This window comes from Blastopirellula marina DSM 3645 (genome assembly GCF_000153105.1).
GTDB classification, from domain to species: domain Bacteria; phylum Planctomycetota; class Planctomycetia; order Pirellulales; family Pirellulaceae; genus Blastopirellula; species Blastopirellula marina.
The window spans coordinates 3,957,335-3,971,885 of the sequence record NZ_CH672376.1; the positions used below are offsets into that span (position 1 = coordinate 3,957,335).

At 58.2% G+C, this 14,551-nt stretch carries 17 protein-coding genes; 1 reads left to right on the forward strand and 16 read right to left on the reverse strand.

All coding sequences use genetic code 11. The features are described from left to right. Nucleotides 1-8: 8 nt before the first annotated feature. From DSM3645_RS28595 to DSM3645_RS30505, 3 genes are all read right to left on the reverse strand, one after another. Nucleotides 9-2,918: a hypothetical protein gene (locus DSM3645_RS28595; protein WP_002653649.1), complete on the reverse strand. Its 2,910-nt coding sequence runs from the start codon at nt 2,916-2,918 to the stop codon at nt 9-11. A 22-nt stretch (nt 2,919-2,940) separates the two neighbouring features. After that, entirely contained in the window at nt 2,941-3,678 is a 738-nt protein-coding gene (locus DSM3645_RS17735) for a hypothetical protein (RefSeq protein WP_002653650.1), read from the reverse strand. Nucleotides 3,679-4,198: 520 nt separating this feature from the next. Further along, on the reverse strand, nt 4,199-4,342 hold the full coding sequence (locus DSM3645_RS30505) for a hypothetical protein (RefSeq protein ID WP_154657812.1): 144 nt from the start codon (nt 4,340-4,342) through the stop codon (nt 4,199-4,201). 149 nt (nt 4,343-4,491) lie between these two features. Between DSM3645_RS30505 and DSM3645_RS17745 the strand changes: the two genes are divergently transcribed. Beyond that, complete coding sequence (locus tag DSM3645_RS17745) at nt 4,492-4,755, forward strand: hypothetical protein (protein ID WP_002653652.1); 264 nt, start codon at nt 4,492-4,494, stop codon at nt 4,753-4,755. 273 nt (nt 4,756-5,028) lie between these two features. Here DSM3645_RS17745 and DSM3645_RS30265 read toward each other — a convergent pair whose 3' ends face one another. The 13 genes from DSM3645_RS30265 to DSM3645_RS31840 form a co-directional block, all read right to left on the reverse strand. Next, the gene (locus tag DSM3645_RS30265) at nt 5,029-5,634 is read right to left on the reverse strand and encodes a hypothetical protein (protein WP_002653654.1); all 606 of its coding nucleotides are present in this window, start codon (nt 5,632-5,634) and stop codon (nt 5,029-5,031) included. Between the two features lie 9 nt (nt 5,635-5,643). Further along, nucleotides 5,644-6,027 (reverse strand): hypothetical protein, encoded by a 384-nt coding sequence (locus DSM3645_RS17760; RefSeq protein ID WP_002653655.1) that lies wholly within the window; start codon nt 6,025-6,027, stop codon nt 5,644-5,646. Beyond that, nucleotides 6,027-6,452: a hypothetical protein gene (locus tag DSM3645_RS17765; RefSeq protein ID WP_002653656.1), complete on the reverse strand. Its 426-nt coding sequence runs from the start codon at nt 6,450-6,452 to the stop codon at nt 6,027-6,029. Before DSM3645_RS17765 ends, DSM3645_RS17760 begins: the two co-directional genes overlap by 1 nt. A 41-nt stretch (nt 6,453-6,493) precedes the next feature. Next, on the reverse strand, nt 6,494-7,405 hold the full coding sequence (locus DSM3645_RS17770) for a phage tail tube protein (RefSeq protein ID WP_002653657.1): 912 nt from the start codon (nt 7,403-7,405) through the stop codon (nt 6,494-6,496). A 4-nt stretch (nt 7,406-7,409) separates the two neighbouring features. Continuing rightward, on the reverse strand, nt 7,410-7,853 hold the full coding sequence (locus DSM3645_RS17775) for a hypothetical protein (RefSeq protein WP_002653658.1): 444 nt from the start codon (nt 7,851-7,853) through the stop codon (nt 7,410-7,412). Nucleotides 7,854-7,984: 131 nt separating this feature from the next. Beyond that, nucleotides 7,985-8,314, reverse strand: coding sequence for a hypothetical protein (locus DSM3645_RS17780; RefSeq protein WP_002653659.1), 330 nt, complete (start codon nt 8,312-8,314; stop codon nt 7,985-7,987). Further along, on the reverse strand, nt 8,311-8,553 hold the full coding sequence (locus tag DSM3645_RS17785) for a hypothetical protein (protein ID WP_002653660.1): 243 nt from the start codon (nt 8,551-8,553) through the stop codon (nt 8,311-8,313). Before DSM3645_RS17785 ends, DSM3645_RS17780 begins: the two co-directional genes overlap by 4 nt. Nucleotides 8,554-8,731: 178 nt before the next feature. Next, a complete protein-coding gene (locus tag DSM3645_RS17790; protein ID WP_002653661.1) occupies nt 8,732-9,082 on the reverse strand; it encodes a hypothetical protein in 351 nt (116 codons plus the stop codon). A 151-nt stretch (nt 9,083-9,233) separates the two neighbouring features. Continuing rightward, nucleotides 9,234-10,463, reverse strand: a complete 1,230-nt coding sequence (locus tag DSM3645_RS17795) for a phage major capsid protein (RefSeq protein WP_002653662.1) — start codon at nt 10,461-10,463, stop codon at nt 9,234-9,236. A 173-nt stretch (nt 10,464-10,636) separates the two neighbouring features. After that, nucleotides 10,637-11,365, reverse strand: coding sequence for a hypothetical protein (locus DSM3645_RS17800; RefSeq protein WP_002653663.1), 729 nt, complete (start codon nt 11,363-11,365; stop codon nt 10,637-10,639). 103 nt (nt 11,366-11,468) lie between these two features. Then, a complete protein-coding gene (locus DSM3645_RS17805; protein ID WP_002653664.1) occupies nt 11,469-12,620 on the reverse strand; it encodes a hypothetical protein in 1,152 nt (383 codons plus the stop codon). Between the two features lie 53 nt (nt 12,621-12,673). Then, on the reverse strand, nt 12,674-14,239 hold the full coding sequence (locus DSM3645_RS17810; RefSeq protein ID WP_002653665.1) for a phage portal protein: 1,566 nt from the start codon (nt 14,237-14,239) through the stop codon (nt 12,674-12,676). Nucleotides 14,240-14,326: 87 nt separating this feature from the next. After that, nucleotides 14,327-14,488 carry a helix-turn-helix domain-containing protein gene (locus DSM3645_RS31840; RefSeq protein ID WP_081444878.1) on the reverse strand — a complete coding sequence of 54 codons (162 nt, stop codon included), beginning with the start codon at nt 14,486-14,488 and terminating at the stop codon, nt 14,327-14,329. Nucleotides 14,489-14,551 lie beyond the last annotated feature (63 nt).

A 14,551-nucleotide genomic window follows, 5' to 3' on the forward strand; every position in this document is an offset into this window, starting at 1 on the left:
TCGCCCCCTTACGAATAGTAGATTTTCAAAAGAGCGCTGGCGCTCGAATCGGTAACCATCCGCAGCGCCGTCGCCGCCGCGCCCACAATCGGAAAGTACTCGACGCCGTCCGCGGCGATGGTTTGTCCGTCGGTGTCATTGTCAGCGTCATGAACCGCGACGTCGGCGCTCGGCGAGATCACGTCAATCTGAATAATGTCGGCGACCGTTTTGCCGCTGGGATGCGCATACTCCGCCGTCGTCAACATCGCGTCGATGGTCGCCAGTTCGTCATCCACAGCGATCGAGATCATTTTCATCGCCGCTGCATAAACCGAAATGCTCACCTCTTGCTCACTTTCTGCGGGCAAGCCGCGTGAAATAATGATGTCATTGCCGAGATCCGCAAATCGCGACGTTCCTTGAAAATGAATCGACAAAAGTCCCGCCGCGTTGACGACTTCGGCCGTGTCGATCACGCTGGCCGAATCGCCGTAAACCTGCAGAGCGCCCGTGACCGTTTTCGCCCGCAGATCACCATCAAAGATCAGCTGGCCATCGCCGCTGATCACGGCGCTTCCACCGAGCGCGCCGGTGGTCCAATAGTAGAACTCTCCCCCTTCGACGCTCAGCGATTCGACGCCGTCGGCGCCGTGCATCTCGACTCGACCGGCCGTCGCTTGGATCGAATGGATCGCCACACCGCTGCGGCCTGACACGATCAGCTCGCCGCCGGTTTTCACGATATCGCCCACGGTGACTCCGTCACCGAGATAGACAAGCGCGTCGGTCTGACGACTACTGACAAAACAGATGTTCAGCTGATCGAGCGCCGCCGTTTGACCCGCCTGCGTCGCAACGCCGACCGCTCCCTTGTAGATCGTCATCACGTTTTCGGCGTGCGTTCCGATCCACTCGACGGCGTAACCGTTGTCGCTGCTTGGGACATCGGTCTTGAAGATCGTGATTTCTGACTTCGCAGCGCCAACATCGAACCGACAACGTCCGACGCTGCTCCCCTCCCCTTCTCCGATCCGCACAAGGGTTGCGCCAATCGCCAGATGCGTCGGCAGATACTCGTAATAACCCGCGGCATTTTGCGTGGGCAAACCGATCGCGCCGCGGTAGCTCGCACGTACTTCTAAACTAGCGAGCACAACGTCGGCTTGATTGAGTCCATACAGAATCGGCGTCTCCGAATCTTCGAGCCGCACTTCGTCTCCATCCCCAGGAACTTGCTGCTGATCCCAGTTCTGCGGTTCGCTCCAATGGCTCGGCCCGGTCGGAGCGACCAGCGTCGTGATCGACAGCGTCTGCGAGTCGTCGCCGGTCAGGTTGTCGCCGTCGCCGGTCATCAACACGACGTTGGTCGCGGCCAGCGAGCCTTGAAACTCGACTGCCCATGGTCCGCCTGACGGACCGGTGACGGATACCGCGTCGATATTCGATAACGCTTCCAGCGCCGACTCAATCGCCGCGGCGCCGGCTACGTACGAAAGAGCGCTGGTCGTCTGGCCCGCATAGGTGAGCGTGAACGTGCCGCCGGTTACTCCGCTCGACAGGCTGACTTGCTGCCGCTCATTGACCGTGCCGGCCGCCGCCTGCGTGACCGAGATCGTGCCGGTTCCGCCGGTCAAACTCGCACCGCTGGCGCTCATAATCGGTACGTCCTGATTCGCGTACGCCTGGTCGAACTCGACCGTCCACGCGCCACCGTCGTCGCCGGTCACCGCAACGTCACCGCTCGCAATGTTCGACAAGGCTTCCAGCGCCGACTGCACCGTCGCCGCGCTTGCGTTGTAGGCGATGCCGCTGGTTGTCTGGCCGTTGAAGGTCAGCGTGAACGTGCCGCCCGAAGGAGAGCCCAGCAGCGTCACGACTTGCTGTTCATTGTTGCCCGACGCATCGCCGTTCTGGACGTGATCCGCCGGACCGGTCCCCGCCGTTCCGTAGTAGTTCGTGTCGTAGCAGACCATCAGCGGGAAATTCTGACTTCCTAACGAGCCGATGAACTCCACGTCATAGACAACCAGGTTGGGCGTTGACGTAACGGTCGTGATCGAAATGTTCGAGCCGGTGATGTCGGCGTGCAGCGCCAACAAGTTGCCCAGCTTGTAGGCGGTATTGATCTCGCTAAAGTCGCGTCCGGTGAACGCAAACGCGGCGGTAGTCGGCCCCTCGAAATAAACCTGAAACTCATTGACGAACCCCGGAGGCGCTGTTCCGTTTTTGTCGTGATAGAACGACAGCCGCTGGATTTCGTTGGCGCCGCCGGAGCCTTTGACCGCTTCCGAAACGCTGACGCTGCCAGCAGTCAGGCTCGACGAATCCATCGTGATCGCCGGCACGTCGGTCAACGCGTACGCCTGCTTAAATTCAATGGTCCATGGCCCCGCCGCGTCGCCGCTCACCTCCACGTCGCCGCTATCGATATTTGACAACGCTTCGAGCGCGGTCTGCAGCGTCGCCGCACTAGCGTTGTAGGCGACCGCCGAAGTGGTCTGCCCGCTGAACGTCAGCGTAAAGGTTCCGCCGGTCACGCCGATCGGCAGCGCGACCTGCTGTTTCTCGTTCGCGCCGCCGCTGGCCTGAACCGTGGTCGAGACCGCTACGTCGCCGATGCTACCGTTATCGGCGTTGGTCGTGATCGTGAAGGGGCGCCCATCTTCGCCGCCGGTCAGCTTCAAATAGGCAGGCGCCGCGTCAGTTCCCGCGATTACCTCCGCCGTGATGTCGGCTAGCTCTGGAATTTCGCTCTTGTCGATCGCATCGGCCAGCCCTGCGTAGAGCGCCGGCGCCGAATCGCCGAGCGCCGTAAAGCTGACAGTTTTGCGGTTGATCGTCAGCGTGAACACGTCCCCCGCTTCGACAAACTCGGCGGTGACCGCCGCAACCTGGGCGCGACCCCGGGCATCTCCGCGCCATACATAAAGTGCCATCGTAGATTCTTGCTCCGTAGGGTTAAGCGAAATGAGGATGTCCAGCCAAAGGACGATCCGACTCGTAGCGGACCTCCCAGCTGAGCGAGAAATCAGTAAAGTCGCCGCTCGATCGCCGCTTCCCGCCGCCATACGTCAGGCGGGGAGATTCAACTGCGTACTGCTGCGGAAACAGAAAGCCTGGGAAGGTTGGATACTGCAAATACCCGACCGCTTGACCACTTTGCACCGCGCGATAGATGGTTTGCCGCCGCGTGATCTGCGGCCGCGGCGGGCCAAGCTTCGTTTCGGTCCATTCCACGCGACGATCGCCGCCCGAGAGTGCAAGGGACTCGCGAAAGTTCAATAGCGCCGTCGCGCCGTTCTCGATCGGAACCTCCGCTTCCAGCGTCACCGCAAAGGTCCGCTTGGTCGCGTACTCGGCGCCGCCGCCGCTGGGGAAATCAGGCCCGCTGATCACCCGCACGCCGCCGACCGCGCGGTTGTTCTTTAAGACATGCTGACTCGGCGTGACGCCGTCTGATAGCAACAGCGTCGCGTCAAACCCGCCGCCGCGATACGCAGCGACCAGCGCCGCGATCTTCGCGTCGATGTCCGTTTGCCCGCCGCCGGTGACGATCCCTTGAATCTGCCAGGTGTGAAGCTGCGCGAGAGGAACGCCTCCTTCGCTCAACACAGGCCGCTGCGTGATCGACAGCTGCGGACCGCCGATCTCGTGGGTGTAGTTGCCGATTTTTAAGTACATTGCGATTGCGCCCATTGCTGGTTACGATGTTGAAAATGATCAGCACAGAGACCGACTCTGCGATTCGCTGAGGCTGTGCTATTCTTTGTGCGTACGAAATTCCTAAGCCAATGGCTTGTTTGCATGAACGCCCCACCTCCCGTCAGACCTGCTGTTCGCGCCGCTCGAATTGTGGTCGCGTTCTCGTTGATAGTTTCTGTACTTGTTATGTTTACGACTGATTCAGACAATGTTGTCCTCATCTCTGCGGCTACCGCTACGTTTTCTTTGGCCGCATTGATGGGCTTATACGGAATGCCGTACGGAGGTCCACACTGTTGACGCGCCTAGCGTCTATGCTGGCTGATACAATCGCGAGCCGCTGCGACATCTCGTTCAGTGAGACCTGTTCGAGACGAAATCCGCTAGGCGTTTATTCAATCGCCACATAATCACCTGCTCGCGCTCTTCTAATTGCGTCTCGATCTGTTCCGCGATGCGACTCACTAATTGGTCGACATCCTCTTCTACTTTGACGACGTATTCGCGTTTTGCTTTAACCTGCAGTTGAAGCCGAGACTTCTCCACCTCGGCGGATTCGATCGCCTGGCGTTTGATCGCGAAATGTTCTCCTTCGCTGCATGATCGCCAGCTGCGAGCCGCCGATCTCGTGCGTGTAGTTGCCGATTTTTAAGTACATTGCGCCCTATGGAGTTAAGTGTTGATGTTCGGAACACTTTTACGTTTGAATCTGGCCGCGTTGCCAAGCGTTTCAACCATTGATTTCGCATTGATTCGCTGGTATTTTGGCTCATTCCTTGGTTGACATTTCCTGATGCGAGGAGTGCGATGGTGCAGATCTACGATAAAAACAGCAAGAAAGTCCTCTTTGGGTTCGCGTTGTCTATGTGGGTGATCTTCGGCGGCCTACTCTTCTTATATGGTCTCCAACCCGGTCTCTATTTCATTTCAATCGCGGTATTCGTCATATCGATCCCGCTGCTCATTTTCCTGGTCAAAGGCCTCGGTCGAACTGCTGTTGAAATTGGGAGCGGTATTCAGAAGCAAGTGGAGTTCATCGAGAAACAATTTAAAGATGAAGATCAGCTGTGATGACGACCTGAATTAGTTTCGTCAGATAAAGGATTGGTCTACGTTTGGTTTCGATGAAGCAAACAACTTGGATTCTTTCACGAAATTAGAAGACGAAAATTCCACGAAAAGTGCTGTCCGCCTTGTCTATGCAACTGCCCTCTTGTTGATTTTTCTGTATGCCGTCTTTGGCGCCGGTGGGCCTATTGCCTGGGTGATTGTGATTTTGATGGCATCGCCCATTCTGTACATCTTTATTAAAGCGGCACTTTCGATTTGGAGTTAACTTACTGACTAGAGCGCGTTGTTGCGCTGAATTCGATTTTCTACAAGTTGTCGTCTCACTAGCTCCATGATTCGTAGATCACGATGATCAAGCAGATCATTTACTTGCCTAGCGACGCCCTCGACGATTCCTTCGACATCTTCTTCCACTTTGACGACATACTCCCGCCGGGCTTTCACCTGCAGTTGAAGCCGAGATTGCTCCACCTCGGCGGATTCGATCGCCTGGCGTTCGCTTCCGCCAAAGTAACGATCAAAACCGGCTCGTTGCGCTGATAACAACTCGCGTTGCCGGGCTAGGTCTTCGGCCCCTTTTGTCCCCGCACCGCGAGGAGAAGTACGTTCTTCGCGCGAAGATGGGTCAATACCATAGCTATCTGATTCGCGCATCGCACTAATCCGTGTCGAGTAGCTTTCGTCCTCGTCTAATAATTCCTTGACATACTTCCTATTTATCGCTACGCGCTGCTCCGTCTCTTCCCGTGCAACCCTGGTGACGTCTTGTTGCATCTCTCGGATTCGCTGCACAAAACGTTTCGCTGCACGTAGACTATCTGGTTCAACTTCAATTCCCAGCGTGTAAATTGCTCTGCGTTCTAGGTTGACTTCTGTCATCGATCCTCCCTAAGATCTCATCGCCAATAAGGAAAACTGCGCCGCCTGTTCCGCTCGTTCAACTTGCGCGTGTATCGCGTCCAGCTCGGCGAAGTTGCGGCGAATTATCGCATCGCGGGCCATCCTGCGGGTCAAGCAACGTCCGAAGGTCGCCTTCGCTTCGCGCCATAGTTTCAACGTCCGCCAATTTTTTGGCGAGAGCTTCAACCGCTCTGCATTGCTGGGACTTTGCTTGGGACATTTTCCGCATTGCAGCGGCATGCCCGGCAAACGGGGTTGCGGTTGTTCGCGACGCTCAGGACCGCAAGCAATCGTCTGTCGCGTTCCTTTCTCCAGGTCGTAGACGAACTGCCGGCAATCGTCGCAATCAATCAGTGCAGGACCGGGGTGCATCAAGAGGAGTGCGACCCCGTCTCGGAGTTTTTTAGGTCCCTCGCCTCCGCTTCGCCGGGGGCCATGTGCAATCGGGCGGCGGTCTGTTGGACTTCGTCATGCGTCGCCTCGGGCGGAACGTCCGAAACGCGGGCGCCCGAAACGATGCCGTACAATCGCTCCAACAACTTGACCCGCATCTTCACCAATCGATCGGCCGTAATCGGACCTTTCGCCGACCATTTGGTGAGATGCTGCGCCAGCGCCGCCGCGACGACCGATGTCGAACTGTTGGGCGCCCTCGTCATCGCCGCGACGGCATCGTCGCTTTCTTGATGCAGCATGGGACGAAATTCAAACTGCAGCGCGCCGTAGAGATTGGGGGCCTCGGCAATGTAGCCCTGCTCCGTGTAACCATCTTCGATAAAGTGGGGATCGCCTTGCATGGATTTCTCTCTGGTTGAAGTTTGTAAACGCGTTAACTCTCTTACTCTTCCGTTTCATCCGTACAGGTCACCACCAACTGCGGCGCACTGTTAGCCAGGTCTTCGTAAGCGGTGAACTGGTGACTCGGCCGAATCACTCCCTTTCCTTGAATCGGGATCGGCGTGCGCGGCTTTTGCAGCAAACCAAAGGTCAGCGTGAGCGTGTCGACTCCATTGGCGTAGCTGATCGAACCGGTCACGCCGCGAGCGGCGTTGGCGATCAAATGAGCGAGTGCGTCGTCACCAAGTTCCGTATCAAACGCCCACGTGACGACGCGCGGTCCTTCGGGGATGACCGTTCGCGTTTGCGAATTGTTGAACTGCGTCAGTTCGAGCGCGTTGTTGATCGTGATGACGCTGTTGTCGATCGCGATCGCGGCGCCGTCGACGGTGATCGATCCTTGGTGATGAATAAACGGCAGCTTCGCGCTGAGCGTCGACGCAATGTCAGGAAACGTACCGGAATCTGCGTCGGCGTCGGCCGACTTGCCTTGCAGATCAAGCTCCAGCTCCAAAGTCCCGCCGGTCGCGCTGCGGAACGTCGCCTGATTGACCTTCAAGCCGCGGTAGGTCTGCACATTGATTTCGCGATCGACGCAGGCGACCAGCTCAGGCAGTGAATCGGACAGCGCGAACGTATCGTCATCTTCCGCGGCGCCCAGGATGTAAGGAAGCAGGAAAGTAAGGTCATCGGGCCGCGGTTGCAGCGTGACGGTCCCTCCCACCGTGTAAGTGCCAAACTGCGCCGAATCGCCGAGCGGCGAACGTTTCCCCAGCATGCCGTCGGCGACGATGATGCTCTCTTGCTTGTCCAGGTTGCAGCCAAAATGCTCGAACTGCCGCGTGGCCAAGTTGCTGGCGTGCTGAACGCCCAAGCCGAACTGCGTTTGAAAACCGGAAACTGTCGTAACCATTGAATTACCCTTCATAAGTGTCAGCGCGGATCACAAAAGCGCTGGCGTCAAACTGTTTTTCAAAAGCTTCTGGCAACACCATGCCGCCAGGTTCACACCAAAATCGATGCACGCCTGCGACGGTGATCGGGCGTCGATCGTGATATCGCAAGCGAATCGTCTCGCGCCATTGCAGAACGGGACTCAATACTCCTTTCCCCAATACTCCATTCGACGCTTTGATCAGCGTGACGCTGACCCCATAGGAGGTCAGCATGCGCTGGTTAGAACCAGCATCCGGCAGCAGTTCATTCGCCGGACAAAGAAAGATGCCCTCGACAAACAGCTCGCTGGCCGGGTTGTACGCAAACTGCTGTTGCTTGATTTGGTCGGATACCAAGCCGCTTAGGCCAAGGCCCACAATGTCGGCGTATACCGCATCCCAAATCGTCTCAAACGTGCTCGCCATCATCGAACCTCTGTAGGGTGCGTCTGTTCATCCTCAAGTAGGGTCCGCTGTGCGGACCAAGGAAGCGGTATCAATCGTGACTTCATAACGTCATTAGGCGCGCCGCGCCGATTTGGTCCGCACAGCGGACCCTACGACACTTGCCGGATGCACAAGCAATGCCACTGCGTTTTCCACTGCGCGCCTTGGACCGCTTGCACGGTCCATTTGACGCCGTCGGCTTGCGTGATCACGCCGCCGCCGGCTGGTTTCTTCTCGCTGAGCGAAACGTCCCACACGATGAACGTCGCGTAGTCTCCTTGAAACGCCGCCAGGCCGCCGACCTTGGACAACATCTTTTGGTCGGGCTCGATCAAGCGGGCCCTCACGTCGCTCGCTTCGCCGGCGGCGTCGGCGTAAGTGACTTGCTCGATGTCGCCAAAGGCGCGCCAGTTCTCTTTTAGCGCATCGTAATAGCTCATGTCATCCGTCCTTGCCGCTTGACGGCCCAGGGTCCTCGCAACAGACCGATCGAACGATCAATCTGCGCCAGTTCGTCATAGAGACTTTTCCGATAAGCGACCTGCTGCACATGATCGCCGGGGCCTGACGTATCGGGCCCGCCGCCGACCTCGCCGTCGGTCAACGCCGCGATCTGCGAGAGGATCGCATCCCGCCGCGTTTGCAACGCTTCGATCTGCTGAATGCTGGTTAGTGACACTGGATCTCCTGTAAGAGAATAAATCGCTCGGATAACGCGACACTTGCCCGCTGCGCAAGCGAGGGAATGTGCTTGCCACTTCAATCCGTTTTGGCGACGCCAACCGCATTCCCTCGCTTGCGCAGCGGGCTAGTGTTTTGTCACAAGTAAGTTTCCGGCGACGACTTCTTCGGCCGGACTACGTATCAATCCGCCGTACGTGCGGGTTGTAAGCTTGCGTGTTCTCGATCTTGAGCGAAGCGAACGCGATGCTGATCGCTTCCGATTCGTCGATCGCAACGACGGGGCTCACCACGCGCGGGCGTCCTTTTCCGCTCCGCAGCGTCACTTCGTAATCTTGCACGATCCCCTTCTTGCCGTGCGCGGTGAGCCAAGCGGGGATGTTGTCGATATCCTGGGGCAGATCCCGGCGATGAATGCGGGTCGACGGCAGGTTCGCTTGCTCGGCCAGTTGCCGCAGCGCCGCGATCTGCTGCGACTTTTCGAGTTCCGCCGTCTCTTCGTCGAGCAACTGCCGCTCTTCGGCCAACTCGATCCGCAGCTTTCTAGCTCGGCCCGTTGTTCGGCCAGAGAGGGTTCGTTTGTTTTGTCTGTGTCATTGCTTGTTCTCAAAGGGGAGGAAATCCGACTGGCCGCTATCGACCAGCCGGTTTAGAGAAAATCGTGGGCGCCAAAAAGCGCTAACTGCTGGTCGACTTGACGACTTTGCGCGGCTCTTTGACGGCCATCACTCCCCGTTCGCTGATCTTGAACTGGGCGGCGATGTCTCGCGTCATTTCGAGATGACTGCCGGTCGGCGCTTCAACCGCTTCCGGCGCCCAGTTTTCGACATAGGCGAACGCACCGGGGAAGTCGCCGTAGAACCAGGTCGACGGCGATCCGGTTCGCGACTGGACATACTCGTTCGAGCGGATCTCGTAATCCCGCGGCAGGCGATTCCCTTGCACGATCGTTTCACGATCGCCGCTCACTTCGCGCACTTCGGTCGCGTTGAGGATCGCTTTCGCTTTCCAGGCCAGCGACTTGGGGCAAACCAACTGCGTCTGGCCCAGCACGATTGGCTCGCCATCTTGCGGGTCGATCATCGCCTGGAATCGCTCGTGGACCGCAATCAGCGAGTCGAAATCGGTGAGCGCGTTGGACGCGACCAGATTGTCGAAGTCATGGTCGCCGCTGTTGTCGCCGTAGGTGTCGATGATCGGGCGATTCTTGCGACGATACGAATTGACGATCCCCAAGCAGGTATCCAAAATCCGCTTCTCGCGATTCACGGCCAAAATCATCGCCGCTTCGCCGGCGCGACGCAGCACCATGCCGGTCATGTCAAAGAAGATCGCTTCACGCGTGATCGGCACGATAAAGCCGTACTTCTTCGTCTCGGGCGACATCACCCAGTCCTCGGCCAGGCTGACCGTCGGGTAATCGTGCCCTTCTTTCACTTCCTGCGCGTGATCGCCGAGCATCGTCATCCCGGCGAACTTTTCCCACTGATGGGTCGACGGAATCAGTTCGACCAATGACATCCCGATCAGCTCAGGCTTGTTGAACTCTTCCATCATCCGCGAGTAGAAGACCTGACCGATCAGGTTGGCGAACGCCGCGCTGCGAACGCCAGACTCATAAATGCGATGCCCCGTGACGCGGCCATCTTTGGTGTCGCGCCAGCTGTTGACCATCTCGCGGCCGCAACGTTTGCCCATGCGATCGGTCACGGTCGCTTCAAAGATGCTGCGAATGCTGATCTCGTCCGGACTGAGCTGCCCTGACTTCAGCGCGGACTTCATCGCCTCCATCGCCGGGTTCGGGACTTCGTCGTAGCTGATCGATTCATGCACGCCCATCCGCCGACAAACGGCTTTCCGCTGATGTTCGCCCACTTCAAAATCGTGCGCTAGTTCCAAATAGTTCATGGATAACTCCGTAGAAGGTAATTTGTAAAAAGTAGGGTCCGTTTTGCGGACCAAAGAAGTGAGTTCGATCCAGGTCACTCAACAGGGCGATGGTCCGCACAGCGGACCCTACGCTATCGATGTCGCCATGCGACAGGACGCGGCCTGACCGACAACTTTACGGCTTTCCGCTCTTACGTCGTCATGCCGAACGCGATTGCGTCCAGGTAAAAGACTTCCTGTGCGGCGCTGCCGGTTTGGCCGCCGCAGAAGACGTTCATCTCGGTAGCGCCGCTCAAGGGGACTTCGTGCGTGATCGGCTCGTTCAGGTTCGACGTCGCTTTGATGCAGACGTGACCGTCGATCAGAAAGACGAAGCGTCCATAGGCGCCGTCCGGCGAGACTTCAAACTGGATCTCGAAGTCGGCCAGATCGGTCGCAGCGGCCGTAATTCCGGTATCGTCGATCTGCTGCGTCGCGCCGGCCGAGCTGATGCACTTCCAGGTCGTTTCGCCGTCGACCTTGTAGATCATCGCTCCATAAAAACTGGCCGACGGACCGGCGCCGTTGGCGAGCAGAATCGTGCCGACTGCGGCGTTGTTCATGCAGCCGATCGCGACGGCGTTGGCGACGTTGGCGCCGGCTTCGCTGTACTTGAACTTCGACTTCAAGACGAACGCGCGGTCCATCTTGACGACTTCGCCTTTGGTCGCAAGATAGCAGCCGTCGTTATCGGCCGGAGTCGACGCGCCCGTCGCGATCGACAGGACTCCGCCTGACGCGTCGGTCACGCCGATCGCGGCCGAGCCGTTATCGCTCAGCTTTTCGAACACGTTCGCGTCGAGACCAAAACAGTGATCCGCATAAGCGGCGTGAAAATCGAGCCCGTAGACAGGGCTGGTGGGATTCAAAGTCAACGGCATTTTCAATCGTCCTGAAAAAGTGAAGTGAATGGAAATCGGGATAGGGCCCGCGGCGCGGACCGAAATCGACGGCGTTTGTTGGTCCGCACCGCGGACCCTACGACTACTTGCTTGATACGCCCCATGCGGTGAGCATCTCGTCTTTCGTGCGCAGTTTGCATTCGTTTTGGCTAGAGGTTGATTCCCAGATCGGCATTTCGCCGCCGCTAAGCGGCGCGAAGGAGCCGCCAAGATCGCCGGCGTCGATGTAAGCTTCCATTTCGGCGCGGCTGTTCAACTTGCCAAGTTCCGCTCGCAGCGGAGAGTCGTGCGGCAAGCCGGCCGACTCCAACACGGCCGACGCCCATTGATCACGTTCCAACGAATCAAGCCGCTCGCCGAGCCGTCGCACGCTGGCGAGCAGCCGTTTGCTGACGCTCTCCTGCGCGGTCGCCTGGCTCGCCGGAATGTCGCTCCCGCTCAGCAGCTCTTGAGCCTGGCAAACGATGTGGATCGTTTCCGCCGTCGCTTTGGCGTCGAGCGCGGCGATGACCAACGCGCGAAAGTTGGCGGCGATCGTCGCTTCCAGCGTCTGCTCATCGGCTTCGACCGTTCGCTCTAACAGCGGCTTGCCGTCAATTTCAAGCTCGTCGAGCATCGCCAGCACGGTGGTTTGCGCCGGATAGACGGCTTCGTCCAGCGACTTGATCCACTCGCTTATCGTCTTCTTCATCGCAGTTCGCTCCGATTCAAAAATGCCGCGGGCAGTCGCTGGATCGCCTACCAGATCGACCGAACGCACGGCGGTGATTTTTGTGACTTGAAAGATCCCTTCGCCGTCGACGTAGCCGTCGATATCAGCGTCATGTGAAAGGCCGAAAGTTTCGGGAAAGCGTTCCGCTCGTTCGCAAACCAGCTCGGCCAACTCGTGCGATTTCAAAAAATGGAGATCGCCGTAGATCGCGTCTCCCTGACGTTTCGCCTGACGAATCACGCCGAACCCGGCGAAAAAGGAGCGTTCTTCGCCCGGCGCAAACCCGTGATCGATGTTGACCTTCACTCCTTCGTAGAGCGAGACGGCGCCGTCCAGCGCCTGGGAATAGTTGCGCCCGTTGCGCGAGAGCGGCCCGCATATCTGCACCTGGCGAATGACGCCGGCGTCACGATCCACCATCCGCGACGCTTGCGCCACGCCGACCGCTTCTTTGACTTGGAGATGTCGTTGTTTTTGTCGTTTGGTCATTTGAACTTTGTCTTCATAAATGGGGTCATTCATCCGCCTCACCGATTGCTGGCTTGCGGTCGCGTTTCATCAGGCCAAGGCCTGACCTACGTCCGCTCTCCGCTTTCGGCCTTCCGCTGTTCTTCATTCGCGTCGTTGCGTTGTTCTTCGTCCAAGTCGAGATCGAAGCGGCTCGCCATGGTGCGGCGTGACATGACGCCGGCGGCTCGTAACGTTTGAGCGACGCGCAGCTCTTTTTCTTTGTCGTTGACCGCAGGCGAAGTTCCTTCGATCGCGATCGCCAGCAACGTCCGAATCTGGCGCCAAGCGAAGCCGAAGCGGTTGAAGCGTCCTAGCTCGAAATAGATTCTCAGCACGCGCCATAGCAGCGTCTCGAACGCGGTGATGTACTTTTGCTGGGCCGCTTCGATCGAGCGGGTGAACGGAGCGCCGGCTTCCAGGATCGACGCGTAGTTGTTGTTGCTGGCGTCGCCGCTAATCATGTGCTCCGGCATGCTCCAGCGAACACCGGTCGCGCGTCGCATCGCTTGTAAGATCTGCACAAAGTTGGCCGCTTGCTGCCCCGCCATGGGGCCTGCTTGAAACTCGCGGCCGAAGGTATCGATCACTTCGCCGTTGCGCCAGTTGCTGCTCGCGAACGGAGGACGGCCGCTGGAACTTTGCGACCCGCCGGTCAAACTTTCGATCGAACCGCCGCCGACGCCGCTGGTCGCATTTTTGATGATCAGTGCGATCGACGCTTGAATTCCAGCGCCGGTTCCCATCCGACTAAGCAGTTCGTTGGCGCCGGTGATGCGGCTGCTGACGGGGTAAAAGTCGGTCAGTCCCCGTTTCACATGCCGCGGCACGTTGCGTTTCAAGTGGACGAATCGGGACGGCGGATAAAAGTTCCACTCGTTACCGTCGCCGTTCCAGCTGACGAAGTAGCCGTAGATTTCGGTCGCATCTCCTCGTCGCGTCGCGACCCCGTAGCGCCAGTCGATTGCATGCGGAATCGGTCGCTGACGGCGCAGCTGCTCTTCTAATGGCCGCGGATCGATCGGCTGCGTCAACCATGCAGGCTCGACGTGCCGCGCCTTTACGCTGCCTGCGTCCTGCTCGAGCGCGATCAGCATTTCGCCGTCGATGATCGAGTCTTTCACCAACTCCTCTTCAAAGTCCAGCTCCCACTCGTTTTGGGCGAGGAACTCTTCGACGCAGCGGCGCGCCTCGTCTCGCAACAGGTCGACGCTTACCGATTTCACCATCGCGTTGACGGTATAGGTGAAACCGGTATGCACGACGTAGTGGACCAGGTTTCCCAAGACCCCTACCGCCGTTTCGTCTCCATCAGCCAAGGCGCGAGCAATACCGCGATAAAGCGATAGCTCTGACTCCGATCGAAAGACCGGCCCATAGTGGCCATCTTTGCGATTGGTCGCCACATCAGGCGTCGCCCAAGATTCTAGACTGACGGTTTCATAGAAATCGATCGGCCGCGATACGGCCGGACCGTGAGCAAGACGAAGATCGTCCAAAGACTCGCGGACCTGTTGCGGACGAGACGCTGTCTCCACCAGGTGATCACGAAGCGGTTGCAAGCGGCTGCGGACTTCAATTTCGGCCCGCAGCTCCTGCTCTTGCGTCACCCAACTTGTCGTTTGTTCATTCATGAGAAGTAATCGATCCTGATTGCGTGCGCTTTGTCAACGGACAATTTTGGAAGTGTTCAAGCGTCGCTGCGCGTCGTTGTGGGGTCATTAAATTTTCACTGCGTGCGCTTTGTCAACCGACAATTTCTGCACAGTTGATGCGGCCACATGCAGGTTGCGAGCGACGTTGCGAACCGACATTCCTTCCCGCAACAAACGCCGAATCCTCGCTCGCTTTTTCTCGCTCAAAGGTCGTCCACGATTGTCCATCGCTATCTCCGTGTGTTGAATTCTGTAGGGACCGCTGTGCGGACTAGTTGGCGCTTCGGGCCA

What these genes read in the sequence shown, in the direction of transcription:
- DSM3645_RS17810 (WP_002653665.1), bottom strand. Translation starts at nt 14,239, where the DNA reads ATGAATGAACAAACGACAAGTTGGGTGACGCAAGAGCAGGAGCTGCGG.
- DSM3645_RS17775 (WP_002653658.1), bottom strand. Translation starts at nt 7,853, where the DNA reads ATGGCGAGCACGTTTGAGACGATTTGGGATGCGGTATACGCCGACATT.
- DSM3645_RS17780 (WP_002653659.1), bottom strand. Translation starts at nt 8,314, where the DNA reads ATGAGCTATTACGATGCGCTAAAAGAGAACTGGCGCGCCTTTGGCGAC.
- DSM3645_RS28595 (WP_002653649.1), bottom strand. Translation starts at nt 2,918, where the DNA reads ATGGCACTTTATGTATGGCGCGGAGATGCCCGGGGTCGCGCCCAGGTT.
- DSM3645_RS17805 (WP_002653664.1), bottom strand. Translation starts at nt 12,620, where the DNA reads ATGAATGACCCCATTTATGAAGACAAAGTTCAAATGACCAAACGACAA.
- DSM3645_RS17770 (WP_002653657.1), bottom strand. Translation starts at nt 7,405, where the DNA reads ATGGTTACGACAGTTTCCGGTTTTCAAACGCAGTTCGGCTTGGGCGTT.
- DSM3645_RS17760 (WP_002653655.1), bottom strand. Translation starts at nt 6,027, where the DNA reads ATGCACCCCGGTCCTGCACTGATTGATTGCGACGATTGCCGGCAGTTC.
- DSM3645_RS17800 (WP_002653663.1), bottom strand. Translation starts at nt 11,365, where the DNA reads ATGCCGTTGACTTTGAATCCCACCAGCCCTGTCTACGGGCTCGATTTT.
- DSM3645_RS17745 (WP_002653652.1), top strand. Translation starts at nt 4,492, where the DNA reads ATGGTGCAGATCTACGATAAAAACAGCAAGAAAGTCCTCTTTGGGTTC.
- DSM3645_RS17735 (WP_002653650.1), bottom strand. Translation starts at nt 3,678, where the DNA reads ATGGGCGCAATCGCAATGTACTTAAAAATCGGCAACTACACCCACGAG.
- DSM3645_RS17795 (WP_002653662.1), bottom strand. Translation starts at nt 10,463, where the DNA reads ATGAACTATTTGGAACTAGCGCACGATTTTGAAGTGGGCGAACATCAG.
- DSM3645_RS30265 (WP_002653654.1), bottom strand. Translation starts at nt 5,634, where the DNA reads ATGACAGAAGTCAACCTAGAACGCAGAGCAATTTACACGCTGGGAATT.
- DSM3645_RS31840 (WP_081444878.1), bottom strand. Translation starts at nt 14,488, where the DNA reads ATGGACAATCGTGGACGACCTTTGAGCGAGAAAAAGCGAGCGAGGATT.
- DSM3645_RS30505 (WP_154657812.1), bottom strand. Translation starts at nt 4,342, where the DNA reads ATGTACTTAAAAATCGGCAACTACACGCACGAGATCGGCGGCTCGCAG.
- DSM3645_RS17765 (WP_002653656.1), bottom strand. Translation starts at nt 6,452, where the DNA reads ATGCAAGGCGATCCCCACTTTATCGAAGATGGTTACACGGAGCAGGGC.